The 13,091-nt window shown below is 51.6% G+C and carries 11 protein-coding genes and 1 tRNA gene; 10 read left to right on the forward strand and 2 right to left on the reverse strand.

Translation table 11 applies throughout. The features are described from left to right. Positions 1 to 14 precede the first annotated feature (14 nt). From AO064_RS29100 to murB, 4 genes are read left to right on the forward strand one after another with little or no spacing between them, the layout of a single operon-like run. On the forward strand, positions 15 to 200 hold the full coding sequence (locus AO064_RS29100) for a Trm112 family protein (RefSeq protein ID WP_003174668.1): 186 nt from the start codon (positions 15 to 17) through the stop codon (positions 198 to 200). Beyond that, complete coding sequence (gene kdsB / locus AO064_RS29105) at positions 197 to 961, forward strand: 3-deoxy-manno-octulosonate cytidylyltransferase (RefSeq protein ID WP_064055417.1); 765 nt, start codon at positions 197 to 199, stop codon at positions 959 to 961. The genes AO064_RS29100 and kdsB overlap by 4 nt, the downstream gene beginning before the upstream one ends. Continuing rightward, the gene (locus AO064_RS29110; RefSeq protein ID WP_064055418.1) at positions 961 to 1,425 is read left to right on the forward strand and encodes a low molecular weight protein-tyrosine-phosphatase; all 465 of its coding nucleotides are present in this window, start codon (positions 961 to 963) and stop codon (positions 1,423 to 1,425) included. The genes kdsB and AO064_RS29110 overlap by 1 nt, the downstream gene beginning before the upstream one ends. After that, positions 1,422 to 2,441 carry a UDP-N-acetylmuramate dehydrogenase gene (gene murB / locus AO064_RS29115; protein WP_064055419.1) on the forward strand — a complete coding sequence of 340 codons (1,020 nt, stop codon included), beginning with the start codon at positions 1,422 to 1,424 and terminating at the stop codon, positions 2,439 to 2,441. The genes AO064_RS29110 and murB overlap by 4 nt, the downstream gene beginning before the upstream one ends. 76 nt (positions 2,442 to 2,517) lie before the next feature. On the opposite strand, the gene AO064_RS29120 is transcribed toward murB, so the two are convergent. After that, positions 2,518 to 3,189 carry a Bax inhibitor-1/YccA family protein gene (locus AO064_RS29120; RefSeq protein ID WP_003174664.1) on the reverse strand — a complete coding sequence of 224 codons (672 nt, stop codon included), beginning with the start codon at positions 3,187 to 3,189 and terminating at the stop codon, positions 2,518 to 2,520. A gap of 285 nt (positions 3,190 to 3,474) precedes the next feature. Here AO064_RS29120 and AO064_RS29125 point away from each other — a divergent pair. From AO064_RS29125 to AO064_RS29150, 5 genes are all read left to right on the forward strand, one after another. After that, a tRNA-Ser gene (locus tag AO064_RS29125) sits at positions 3,475 to 3,562 on the forward strand. A 1,278-nt stretch (positions 3,563 to 4,840) separates the two neighbouring features. Continuing rightward, complete coding sequence (locus tag AO064_RS29130) at positions 4,841 to 6,280, forward strand: tyrosine-type recombinase/integrase (RefSeq protein WP_244159549.1); 1,440 nt, start codon at positions 4,841 to 4,843, stop codon at positions 6,278 to 6,280. Next, positions 6,280 to 9,678, forward strand: a complete 3,399-nt coding sequence (locus tag AO064_RS29135) for a hypothetical protein (RefSeq protein ID WP_064055421.1) — start codon at positions 6,280 to 6,282, stop codon at positions 9,676 to 9,678. Before AO064_RS29130 ends, AO064_RS29135 begins: the two co-directional genes overlap by 1 nt. A gap of 2 nt (positions 9,679 to 9,680) precedes the next feature. Then, positions 9,681 to 10,340, forward strand: a complete 660-nt coding sequence (locus tag AO064_RS29140; protein ID WP_064055422.1) for a hypothetical protein — start codon at positions 9,681 to 9,683, stop codon at positions 10,338 to 10,340. A 654-nt stretch (positions 10,341 to 10,994) separates the two neighbouring features. Then, complete coding sequence (locus AO064_RS29150; RefSeq protein WP_064055423.1) at positions 10,995 to 11,465, forward strand: 3'-5' exonuclease family protein; 471 nt, start codon at positions 10,995 to 10,997, stop codon at positions 11,463 to 11,465. Between the two features lie 621 nt (positions 11,466 to 12,086). Here AO064_RS29150 and AO064_RS31955 read toward each other — a convergent pair. Continuing rightward, positions 12,087 to 12,584: a helix-turn-helix domain-containing protein gene (locus AO064_RS31955; protein ID WP_046487219.1), complete on the reverse strand. Its 498-nt coding sequence runs from the start codon at positions 12,582 to 12,584 to the stop codon at positions 12,087 to 12,089. Between the two features lie 239 nt (positions 12,585 to 12,823). Between AO064_RS31955 and AO064_RS31095 the strand changes: the two genes are divergently transcribed. Next, the coding region (locus AO064_RS31095) for a DUF6957 family protein (RefSeq protein ID WP_425262151.1) at positions 12,824 to 13,091 on the forward strand (268 nt) is incomplete at its 3' end.

Here is a 13,091-nt window from a genome sequence, read left to right on the forward strand (position 1 = left end):
TCCAGGAAACACTCATGGACACCAAACTGCTCGACATCCTCGCTTGCCCGATCTGCAAAGGCCCGCTCAAGCTCAGCGCCGACAAAACCGAGCTGATCAGCAAAGGCGCCGGCCTGGCTTACCCGATCCGTGATGGCATCCCGGTGATGCTCGAAAGCGAAGCCCGCACCCTGACCACCGATGAGCGCCTGGATAAATGACCACAGCCTTTACCGTTGTCATTCCCTCCCGCTATGCGTCGACCCGGCTGCCGGGCAAGCCGCTGCAACTGATCGGCGACAAGCCGATGATCCAGCTGGTGTGGGAACAGGCCTGCAAAAGCAGCGCCGAGCGCGTGGTGGTGGCCACCGATGACCCGCGTATCATTGAAGCCTGCCAAGGCTTCGGCGCCGAAGCCGTACTGACGCGCGAAGATCACAACTCCGGCACTGATCGCCTGGCCGAAGTCGCCACAAAACTTGGCCTGGCGCCCGATGCCATTGTGGTCAATGTGCAGGGTGACGAGCCGTTGATCCCGCCGAGCGTGATCGACCAGGTAGCCGCCAACCTGGCAGCCCATGGCGAAGCCCGCATGGCGACCCTGGCCGAGCCGATCGAAGACATCGCGACCCTGTTCAACCCGAACGTGGTGAAGGTGGTCAGCGACATCAACGGCCTGGCGCTGACGTTCAGCCGTTCGACCTTGCCATGGGCCCGCGATGCGTTTGCCAGGCAACCTGATGTGTTGCCGGAAGGCGTGCCCTACCGCCGCCATATCGGCATATACGCCTACCGCGCCGGTTTCCTGCATGACTTCGTCAGTTGGGGCCCGTGCTGGTTGGAAAACACCGAATCCCTGGAGCAACTGCGGGCGCTGTGGCACGGCGTGCGCATCCACGTGGGCGATGCGCTGGAAGCGCCGCCGGCCGGTGTCGACACCCCGGAAGACCTTGAGCGCGTCCGTCGCCTGCTGGGGGCCTGATGGAGGTCCTGTTTGTCTGCCTGGGCAATATCTGTCGCTCGCCCACCGCAGAAGGCGTACTGCGCCATAAATTGCGTGAAGCGGGGCTGGCGGGGCAGGTCGACGTAGCGTCCGCCGGTACCGGCGAATGGCATATCGGCAACCCGCCGGACCAACGCAGCCAGCGTGCGGCGTTGGTGCGTGGCTACGATCTGTCGGCCCAGCGGGCCCAGCAGGTCTCGCGCGCCGACTTTGCGCGCTATGACCTGATCCTGGCCATGGACCACAGCAACCTGCGCAACCTCAAGGCCATGCAGCCGGCGCAGGGCAAGGCGGAGCTGGACCTGTTCCTGCGCCGTTACGAAGCTGAAGTGGACGAAGTCCCCGACCCGTATTACGAAGGTGAACAAGGCTTCGAACGGGTCCTGGACTTGATCGAACGTGCCTGTGATTTATTGGTGATCGAATTGAAGGGGCGGTTATGACCTTGCAGGTGCTTGCGCAGGTATCGCTCAAGCCATTCAACAGCTTTGGCATTGACGTACGTGCCCGGCTATTCGCCGAGGCCCACAGCGACGAAGATGTCCGTGAGGCCCTGGCCTATTCAGCCGCGCATGCGGTGCCGTTGCTGGTGATCGGCGGTGGCAGCAACTTGCTGCTGACCCAGGACATCCAGGCGTTGGTGCTGCGCATGGCCACCAAAGGCATCCGTGTGCTGCACGATGACGGCACGCAGGTGGTGGTCGAAGCGGAGGCGGGTGAAGCCTGGCACCCGTTCGTGCTGTGGACCCTGGAACAGGGGCTCTGCGGCCTGGAAAACCTCAGTCTGATCCCCGGCACCGTTGGCGCAGCCCCCATGCAGAACATCGGCGCCTACGGTGTGGAAATCAAGGATGTGTTCGTCGGCCTCACCGCCCTGGACCGACACACTGGTGAACTGCGCGACTTCAGCCTGGAAGAATGCAAATTCGCCTACCGTGACAGCCTGTTCAAGCACGAGACCGGGCGCTGGCTGATCCTGAGGGTGCGTTTTGCCCTGAGTCGCGCCAGCCACCTCACACTCGACTACGGCCCGGTGCAGCAGCGTCTGGCAGGGCAGGGCATTACCGACGCGACGCCGAGCGATGTCAGCCGGGCCATCTGCAGCATCCGCCGGGAAAAACTCCCGGACCCGGCAGAGCTGGGCAATGCCGGGAGTTTCTTCAAGAATCCATTGGTGTCCCAGGCGCTGGCGGCTGAACTGCAGGCGCTGTATCCGGACCTGGTGGCTTACCCTCAGGCCGATGGGCAGATGAAGCTCGCGGCCGGCTGGCTGATCGACAAGGCCGGCTGGAAGGGCTTTCGTGAGGGGGATGCCGGGGTGCACACGCTGCAGGCGCTGGTGCTGGTCAACTACGGCGGTGCCACCGGGCACGATATCGCCAACCTGGCGCAGCGTATCCAGCGCGACATTGCACAGCGTTTCAAGGTCGATCTGGAAATGGAGCCCAACCAGTACTGATCGGCTGCTCTCGATACGTAAGAAATAAAAATGCCCCGTATCTTTCGATACGGGGCATTTTTTATTGCGCTAGCGATCAGTCGTCGCGGCTCATGATGCCGAAGATCTGCAACAGGCTGATGAACAGGTTGTAGATCGACACATACAGGCTGACAGTCGCCATGATGTAGTTGCGCTCACCGCCGTGGATGATCGCACTGGTCTGGAACAGGATGCACACCGAGGAGAACAGCACAAAACCTGCGCTGATCGCCAGTTGCAGACCGCTGATCTGGAAGAACATACCTGCGACCACGGCCGCCAGCAGCACGAAGAAGCCCGCGGTGATGAAGCCGCCCAGGAAGCTCATGTCCTTACGGGTGATCAACACGTAGGCCGAAAGACCACCAAACACCAGGGCCGTCATGGCAAACGCCGAACTGACCACTTCCGCCCCACCGGCCATGCCGAGGTAGCGGTTGAGTATCGGGCCGAGGATAAAGCCCATGAAACCGGTCAAGGCAAACGCCGACACCAGGCCCCACGCCGAGTCACGCAACTTGTTGGTCAGGAAGAACAGACCATAGAAGCCGATCAGCACGACAAAGATATTCGGGTAGCCGACGCGCATCTGCTGCGCCACGAACGCCATCACGCCGCTGAAGGCGAGGGTAAGGGCGAGCAAGCCATAGGTGTTGCGCAACACGCGGCTGACTTCAAGCTGCTCAGCCTGCGCGTTGCCATTCACTGCGTAATTCTGTTCGCGCATGGCGACACTCCTTCGGTTTTGAAACGTTCAGTCGCAAAGATCATAACAGACGCTCTGTAACAAGCGATGGCGAGAGTTTGACAGTGTGTTTCATTCGGGTATTATGGCGCCCGCTGAGACGGGATGGGCTATTATAATCTCGTGATGCACAAGGGAAATTGGCAGAGTGGTTGAATGCACCGGTCTTGAAAACCGGCGGACGTTAATAGCGTCTCCAGGGTTCTTATCTAAGGCTATCTCCAGTTGCACCTTGCAGTACCGCTTCATCGCGTCATCGGAATACACGGGAAATTGGCAGAGTGGTTGAATGCACCGGTCTTGAAAACCGGCGAACGTTAATAGCGTTCCCAGGGTTCGAATCCCTGGTTTCCCGCCGCGAACTCAACAAAATCAAGGGCTTAGGTTAATCCTAGGCCCTTTTTTTATGGCTTTTTGCACCGATCTCTCGTAAGGAGCTTCTCTCCCTTGCGACACCTTCATAAAGGCGCAACAACCTAGATGCGCCTTATGATGCGTGATCCGTTCTCAGAGAGAAAGATCCTGGCAATTGCAGCTTTCGGACGTCTCTCTGATATCCGCTCCCCTACATTCCTTGCGCACAGCGGTGACGGGTGGCGCCTACGATGTGCGCGCGCGTCCTCATCCTAAGCCTTAGGAAATCATAAAAACTGCTCAGTCAGCGGATGTCTGAGATCTCTCATCGGGCATTCGCAAGCTAATCGTTTATAGGTGGGTGCCAACGTTGTGCGAACGTGATACCTCACCTGGCCGGGAAGGTCTGTGCTGCGAACCCTCCGAGTCTATAGCTCACCCTTGGCCATCATGATCGAAAGCTGGCTTGCTTACTCAATGCTGAACGATTCAGCTAGCCCCATAGCTCCCCATCTTCTTCAGCGTCTCGGCGTTCTGGTCGTCTCCACGCCTTGCCCCGCGCTCAACTGTAAAGCTCTTGCGCCTGGGGGAATGCTCTTAAGGTCGTAAGTGTTAGGTGAGGGTGGCGATTGTCCGACGGTCTCAAGGCTTTCGAAGCCTTTCAGCAGTGGGGGAGCAACGCGGGGACGCGATCATTCAGCAGGTTGTATCTTTAATTGGCGCTGTCACAGCGTGATAGCTCCTTGGCCGCCATTCTGGGGCAATTGCTTTGGGGTACAGCGGCGGAGGTCGATATCGAATGTAAGGTACCAATGCGGCCGATCTAGAATCGGTATGCTACGAGCATACTATAAGATGCAATAAAGTTTATTGCACCTTGTTGATCAGCTGCTTTTAGTGTGGCAGGATGCGTGCCACTTTAGCGTCAGTAATCACTGAAACTGCACAGAAGGATTGCAACTCTGAACAGAGTATATTTGCGTCAGGAAGTTAGCGGATTTTATTGACTGCGCGCTAGGTCGATAAAATTACGATGCTACTTGGAAAGTTTAGGATCTTTCAGCCCTGACTCCGCAGTTGATACGTTAATGATCCGCCCTTTCTCGAGGGGTGTGACGCACTATATGGTCGGCATCCTGTGTGAAAAATACGCTGTCGAATGCCAGTGCCTGATCTAAAACTTAGAAGAAGACGAAATTAAACAGGATGGTATAGTGAATTCGAAATCAACTGAAAGACTTCAGGTGCGTGTTGATGTTTCAAACAAGGATGTGATCCTTTGAATGCGGTCGTCTCTTTACGTATGAACCATGTCGAGCTGTTTGAGACGACACGCAATGGGACTCTTACGTTCCGAATGATTTGTCCTGATCACACGATGACAGAGTTCTTCGATGAGTGGGCGTATCAACTTGCCAAAGTTAAAGCATTCAAAACCACACGTACATATTGTTACGCGGTGCGTGAAATGCTGAACTATATTCATCAAGTCAGTATTCAATGTGGTGGCCTCACTGCATTGCAACTGCGAGATGCATTAGATAGCTATGAGAGCTACTTGGTCAGCGGTATTTATAGTACATCATCCGTAGCCAGAGAGGCTGCGAGGGTGCTTGGTAGCAGAGAACTGGGTGGCGCTTCTATTGCAGTACATTTTGCGGGTGTAAATAATTTCATCACCGCTAGTGAGGCGATGAGAGAAGCCTTACTGCAAATGCAGGACAGTGGCTACGTCTCCGATATAGCTATCTCGATGATGCCGCTCACTACAACCAGGTACATGGAGACGCCTCGGAATGTCAGGGCTGCTATCAGGGCGAACAGTTGGATGGCCGGCTGCATCGCAGGGGGCGCCAAACGGATCAAAAAGAAACACCTGAGCCCGGTTTCTAAGCCCTCGACGGTAGCGCGCACTGATGAATTTGGAGGGGATGAAAAAACCTTTCCAATTGACAAGTGTAGGGATTTGATTGAAAACGCTACGTGTCTGCGCGACAAGGTGCTGTGGAGCTTGCTAGCAGCATCCGGCTGCCGGATTTCGGAAGCGCTTACAGTGTTGTGGGACGACATTTATATCGATACCGATAATCCGAAAAATAATAAGGTATTTATTGTTGATCCTGACACGCGTCTAGATGTTTTGATCCATTACATCCCTGAGCATCAGCTCAAAAAGCTTGATCATAAGGGGCGGGTTAAGCCTGATACGTTTTTGATCCAGCCTTTTGCTTCAATGTTCTGGCATTACTTAGGGTTATATGACCAAGAACAGCGTGCTCTAGAAGCGAGTAGGCACCGTCCGGTAGCACACAGATTTTTATTTCGTAATCTTCGAGACGGGGGCCCCATGGCGACGTCTTATCAGGCCGTTTACGAGCGCTTCCGTTCAGCTGCACAGAAAGTTACGGGCATGAGCTACGGCTTTCATTCGCTTCGTCATATGTATGCGTATTACCTGGTGAACCATTGCCCTAATCCGGTTGGTCATAACAAATTCGGACTGGATTTGAAAACGGTGCAAGTTTTCATGGGGCATAAGAGCATCAAGGCAACTGAGCGATACGCGCGGAAAGACATCAAAATGCTTGAGGCAACATTCGCGACTATTAATATGCTTCGTATGTCAACGGCTAACTACAGCGTGACCCACGTTCAGATTCAGCATCTTGAGAATGAACTCAAACAACTTAAGCTCTCACTGCAAGGCGACAGTAACTAATGATTAATTTGCACCCCGCCAACGCAATTTGGCTCGTAGAAGAGAATGAGGTTGCTCCGCAGTTCGTTAAGGCTGTAGCGACAGTTCGAACCCTTTATAAAAAATATTATGGTGCGCAGCCTGATAGTGCTGCGGAGCGAGTAGAGACCATTTTCAGGCGTGCTCTAACCTTTGAAGGTTGGGAGGTGAGTCATGTTCAATTGACATTAGAGGCGACGTTCCGCGCTAGTAAAGTTTCGTGGAGTGAAGTTGATCCCAGGATTTCGGGGCTCTCAGTTAGCTACGAGGGGTCGATCTCTCAGTTTTTTCGTTTGGTTTTCATCACGCTCTGGGCGCGAAAAGTTTTCGTTGCGCCTCTCGGGATGCAGACTATCGCACATATGCCAGAAGTATTGGATGCTCTTTGTCACAAGTTGAATGTAGAGAGCCTGACCCTGATTCGCGGCGTGCATCCTGAATCCAGGATCAAAAGTCTTTTCAAAAGAGAAGAGTTTGATAGTGGGAGCAGTCGCGTAAACTTTTGGCTGAGACTTCTTCTAAGTACCACCGCTTACACCATTGAGGATCTTTCGCAATCCGATGCCAACAGCCTGTTTTCCGCTGCTAATGGATCAGGACAACTGCCATTGCGGAGGTACTACGTCAATGATTTCCTTCTCACACTCTCGTCTCAGAGTGAGGGAAAAAAGCAAATGGTTGAGGATGTTATAAACCAATATCAACTGGAAAAGCGCGAAAACAAACCTGCCAGAGTCTATAAAGGGCGAATCCGGACTGGAAAAGTAAAAAAGAAAGCTGAAAGCGCGTATGAAAAATCTTATGCGGCAGCGCAAGAAATTGCGTCCGGTGTACGGAGTATCAATTTTGCTGAGGATTTTGGTAAATATTTCCCGTCTCACATGCTCAAGAAAATTTTCTATATTGGTGGTGAGGGTGAGGATTCGCATTTTTATGAGTCCTCGCGTTATCCTGTGAAAGTATTTTCCTCGATGGTAGATGGCTTTTATAAATCGTTCATGCACTCTATGAGGCTCCAGAACACTACCAATCATGAGTTTGTACTCGGCTTGCTCATGAGCTATGTCATGTGCTATCTACCCAATTTCTTCCTTGAACGGGATGGTGATCTCCTAGACTATCCTAAGAATTTGAACGACTTCAACTGTACCCTTTTTTTTACCCGAGAATCAGTTTTTCTTGATGGTGTAATCCTATATGAAAAGGAGCCCCCAAGAACATTTATTGGTTATGTTAATGAATTTTCTCGTGTGAATAATTGGGTCAGCGATACTCTGTATGCTCGAGTAGGTATCGTCGATCGTTTTTGCGACTATATTGAGGATAATAACCTAGTATTGCCAGGTGCTGATAAGTTTAGAAACAACTTTACGAGTTCATGCTACCCGGCTGTCTCAAAGAAATCAGGCACTGACAAAGTTCCAGTCCCAAGGCCGTATTTCTCGACGTTCATCAGCATGCTTGACAGTCTTGAATACCTGGTTGACCACATTAATGAAATGCCATATTACGATGGTCAATTGGAGCAAGATGTTAACTATGGAGTCCTGGATGGTAAGCTCTATCAGCCCTCCACAGCTGAGCTTATTCATAGTCATGCTTGGGCGGGATTGATTGGTCGTAACGTTAAGGGTATGGATGAGGTTAATCAAGGGTTATTGAATTATACGCCAATTTTTTATCATGAGGATAAGATCTATACTTTCAAGTTTCTTCCTCGTTTTTATAAGGTTGTCGACATTGAGATTCGGGGAGAGGTGGTGAGGCGTATTTCGCCCAATGAAGTTAGGCTAACGCAGCTGATGTGTCACACTGGTATCCGTCAGCAGCATCTGATTTGGCTGGACAAAGATAAGTATGATCGTGGGGTGGATCGCTTTCGCGCTCTTCCATTCCAACCCATGTTTGTAAGCTCAGACAAGTCGCATGGAGAGTGGACTGCGATTGTTGCTATGCGTGCTATTGAGATCATGGATAGGCAGCGCAAGTGGTATGACGCGTGCACTTCGGCTAGTTACAAGCAGGACTTGTGGTATGGCATGGTTGAGGGATCCAAATTTGGTCGATACAAACCCCTGTTCAGGGGGCAAGGGAATACAGACTCTGATTGGAACAACTCTCGGCAGTTTCGTGTTTACATGTTGATTCTGCAGCATTTCATTCGCGTTCAGATGCAGGACACCTCCGGGGAAGACTTGGTTTTCGTCAAGTCTGAGGGTGGTTCGCCTGCTCCTTTTCTCGACTATTCGCCATATTTCCTCAGAGAGCTTGCCGTCAATGATCTGGTCAGCCCACACACACCCCATGCATTGCGCGCGGGGTTCGTATCTGACGCGATCAGGCTCCTACCGCCTTCGATCATCGGTCAATATTTGACAGGTCAGAGTGAGGCGCTTGTCTGGTATTACGCAATTTTTGATGGCGACAATTTGTCTGATCACCAACAGTTGCTCGCTGATTACATGATGAAAAACATGCAGAGTATTGAGCGGGGTGATGCTCCTGAACTTGCTGAGACCGTCCTCAAGCTTCATGCTAAATTGATGACGTCTATTGAAAAAGATCCAGTGCAGGCTATTAAAACTCACGGCTTGATCAGCCTCGCGGGTGTAGCGGATGACAAGAACGGGCTTGAGACTCTGCGCGCAAGACTTTACACCAAGCTCGCGTTCAATAACTGCCATATTTGCCCGTTTGATAATCGTTGTCCGAAGGAAGTAGTCTCCAAAATCGGTGGGCACCGTCAATGCGCGTTGTGCCCTTATGCCATCCGTGGTATCGATCACTTACAGGCTGTGAGTGCAGAAAAAGATAAAGCAAAAGAGATGATGAAGGTCGTGCTTGACAAAATTCAAGAGTATCGAGCTCTCAAGCCAAGCGCTCGCAATCCGCAAATTTTGGAAAATTTGTATGTTGAGTATGACCACCATGCTTTGGAAGCTTACGCCCTGGAGGCTATTGAGCAGCAACTGTATCTGATGGCGCAAACCGGAGAGGCAAATAGTTTTTTTCTCCGAGAGAAGGATGGACTGATGGCTCACTTCCAGAAAGTCGAGATCTCAGAATCCGACCACGTCCTGAAGCGCTTGGTCGATGTTCAGAACTTTCCGGATCTTTCCAGTCCTCGGCTTGATGCGCAGTTCGCCCAAATGAGGATGAGGATGCTTGTGAACCAAGGCAAGTATGATGAGCTACTGAAGCCGAGTAACAAACCTGCGAGTCATCAGTTGGCGTCACAGATTTCCAGCATGATGACGACGGGCATGCTCAGCGTCCGGGACGTTATGAAAATCAGTCACGACAGCGCCAATGTTAGCATGGTAGCTAGGCCCGCTTTATCACTTTCTGCTAACATGGGGTTATCAGAAATGGGAGCATAGCATTGGTTCAGCGACTCGATCCGTTTGATAATTATAGAGCAGAGCACAAGGCGTTACGCATTAGACATATTCGTAGTGCGCTTGATATTCTGTCTAAAGCTACGTATCCGAACATCACAAATTTGGCAATCGACGTTGCTAAAATTGTGAAAGAGTTTGAATACCGAGATTTCGAGTCGTTGCCTGAAAAGACTAAGGTCAAAGGCTTTAAGCCCGTTAGCCATGTCACGCTGCTTAGGAATTCCGACTATCGTCTTTATCTAGATCGGAGCGGCAAGATAGAGGAGTCTGCAGAGGAAACTCCTGTCGTTACTACTTCGGATTTCGAAGCGCTTAAGATCCGCAATGCGAGTTTGAATGGCCAAATCGACCAGTTGAAACTCACAATCAGAAATATCGATTCTGGTGTTCTTCCTAATTCGCCAGAAGAAACGGATAAGCTTCGTAGCGAAACTGAAAGCCTTCGTGACGCTTTAACGATGGTTTGTAGGGTACTTGACAACGTTTTGGGCGAGTGTAGTCAAGTCTTGATCACAGTCCCACCTGGGCAGGAAACTGAACAGCAACCGTCGCCCGGGTTGTGGGGATTATTCGATATCATCGCTACTTATGACGAGCTTTTGAAGCTTGATACTTTACGTAGACAACTCTGCAAAGTTTAGCCCTCACGTTTCCTTGGGAGTGCCCGGAGTCGTACATTACAATGACGCCGGGGCGTGGGGCGTTGAGCACCAAGTCTTCAGCATCAACAGGTCATCCCCATGTCTAGCGACCTCAGGCGCTCGATGATTTTCAAAGACTGGCGATGCTCCGCCTTGATATTAACCCTTGTGAAAATCGTCCTTCTGCTTTCAAGTAGTGTTTATGCCAGTAAGTCTGGCAGGCCGTAATTTTAATCCAGATTTTCCAGCCGCTTCGTACTCGCCACTTCGCTATCAATTTAGAGCGGTCAGTCGATAAGGGCTCGTTGCTAGCACATTGGCCTAATACAGTGCCCCAGAAATCCTTTTCGAGTCATTTCAGCTAACTCAACGGTGTAGCTTCATAGCTCAATCGTCCGAAAACGCTTATCCGATCAGCAACGAATGCACCGACTCGCTCTTGGGCAATTTTCAGTATATTCAGGATTTCTTGACTCACCTGTTTGGTGGACAGGTATTCCACGACTGGCTTGGGCGGAGGAGCAGCGTGACTCCACATTTCTATGATTACCTTGAGGAACCCGTCTGAGCCAAAATGCTTGAGAGCCATTTCCCACAGCTGACCTTCCTGCACCATATCCAGGCGAGGCCTAGTCATAACGGAGTTCCAGCAACATGATGGTCTTTCTTGATTGCGAATTTACCGAGCTCTCGGCGGCAGCGAAGCTGATTTCACTGGCGTTAGTCGCTGAGGATGGGCACGAATTCTACGTGGAATTGCTCGATGCTTGGCAAGAAGAAGACTGCAGTGATTTCGTAAAGGAAACCGTGCTTCCACAGCTGTGGGGTGGGAGCTACGCGTTGCCCATTATTGAAGCCAGGATGTCGCTGCTCAGATTTCTGACGTCGTTCAAAAAAGAGATCGAGATCGTCACTGATGCCCCTCAGTTCGATTGGGAGCTTTTTTGCGACCTGGTATATGAGGACGGGCGATGGCCCAGAATCGTTCGTAATTTCCCTACTGACGCAACAACCCTTTCTCCGACTAGCGAGGGTGAAGAGCTGCCTCACCACGCCTTGCTCGACGCCAGGATCATCGCCGGCATGTTCGTATCTGTAAACCGAGGGCATCCCGGTGGAACCTGAGCGGGTTAGACGGAACTATACCTCTAGCTGATTCGCTGGATTTTCTTGATCTCAGATCACACCAAATCTCGTACAAACCACAAAAAGTAAACTCAAATACTTGGCTTTTGTTGGCAAAACGAGCCGGGGCCTACGACCCCAAATTAACGAGCAGGTTACAAGGTGCGTAGGGGCAACCATAAGCGATGGTATTTGCTTGAGAGTGAGCTTAAAAAGCTGTCATATCGAAAGGGTCAGATAAAAACAGCGGCCAGCGAACCAGCCTCATTTCCAAAATGAAAAATGGGCCGGTGCAGGCAACGCTGCTTTTCTTTTGAGTTCAAAATATAGATCTCCGGTTTTGAAAAACGAATTCAAGGGCAGAGATTTCATAATGTCGAAAAAAGACATTAATGTCGCATTTGTGTAAATCCTGAATCAGGATCTGGCACCATCGCTTATGAGGTTCTCGTGCGCAGGGGGCTATGGATTAAGCCGGAAATAACGTTATCCAGTGATCGAAGCCACTTCGCGGCAAACCGATCTTTCCGCTCGGCCTCGCGTTGTCGTGTAAGCCAAGCTCAATCTCAACGCACGGCCCCGAGCCCTTTGAGAGCACGTGCGTCAATCCAGCATTGTCCTCTAACAATCAGCTCTAGATTCGGTAGCGTTAATCCTCTTCCAATATCGATGCACAGTCGATAGAGCCAGCCCCGTCTCCCGCGCAATCTGCGATTGATTCATTCCAGCAGTCTTAAGCTCGCGAACGACGCTTTCGCTTCCCTTGTTCTGAGGCTTTCCAGGCTTACGGGGGGCAACCCCTCCATCAGTGAGCTGTTCAGCAAGAATTCCAAGACCTCCTTCTTTCTCAAACGCTTGCAGCTGCTTCAGGGCAGCATCCATGAGGACATGGTAAGGGGTGTCTTGCTGTTGGGACATACATAGAGCTAGGAGGGCCAGAGGGTTTATTCGAAGGCCCTCAGCAAGGCTCTCGAACTTCTCAAGGGTAATGCTTGTTTCGCCTCGCTCGAGGGCGCTGAGTTTAGATTTCACGGAGGCGTCAGAAAGGTCTTCGTGCCGAAGTTGACGCTGCTTACGCAGTGCTCGGATGGCGCCTGCGAGTGCGATTCTAAGCTGCATGGCTCACTCAAAAGTCAGGATATAGCCACACAGGAGGGTTTCCGTTAAATACCAAAATGAGGTAGTATTGCGCATATCGCGACCAAGACGGCTCATAGCGAAGCTTTCGTAAGCTCATTTTGGCAATTTATGGAAATTAGGTGAGAGCGTTTTGCTGCCCGTGAAGACCAGCGCGCGGACTTTCCAGCAAGCCTCTGGTGAGCAGGCGTACTACTCGTAAATGATTTCGGAGGCAGCACATGGTTAGAGTGATCGATGCGGGCCTTTTGGGAGACCCGGGAGCCTCTCTAGTTGGCTCAGAACTTAGCCTCGAAGACGCGATGTCTGCAGCTAGAAAGCGCTACAAGTGGATGCCTCTCTGCGCCGTAGAAGAATGGACAATCCTAGACGCCATCGTCACCGACGAAGAGCGAACGAAGATAAACGCCGCAGGCTGCCAACCAATGTTTATGTTTGCCCACAAGGTCGTGGATGACGAGCAGAGACGTTTTGAACCTGGCCACTGGG

Source organism: Pseudomonas marginalis (assembly GCF_001645105.1).
Lineage (GTDB): Bacteria > Pseudomonadota > Gammaproteobacteria > Pseudomonadales > Pseudomonadaceae > Aquipseudomonas > Aquipseudomonas petroselini.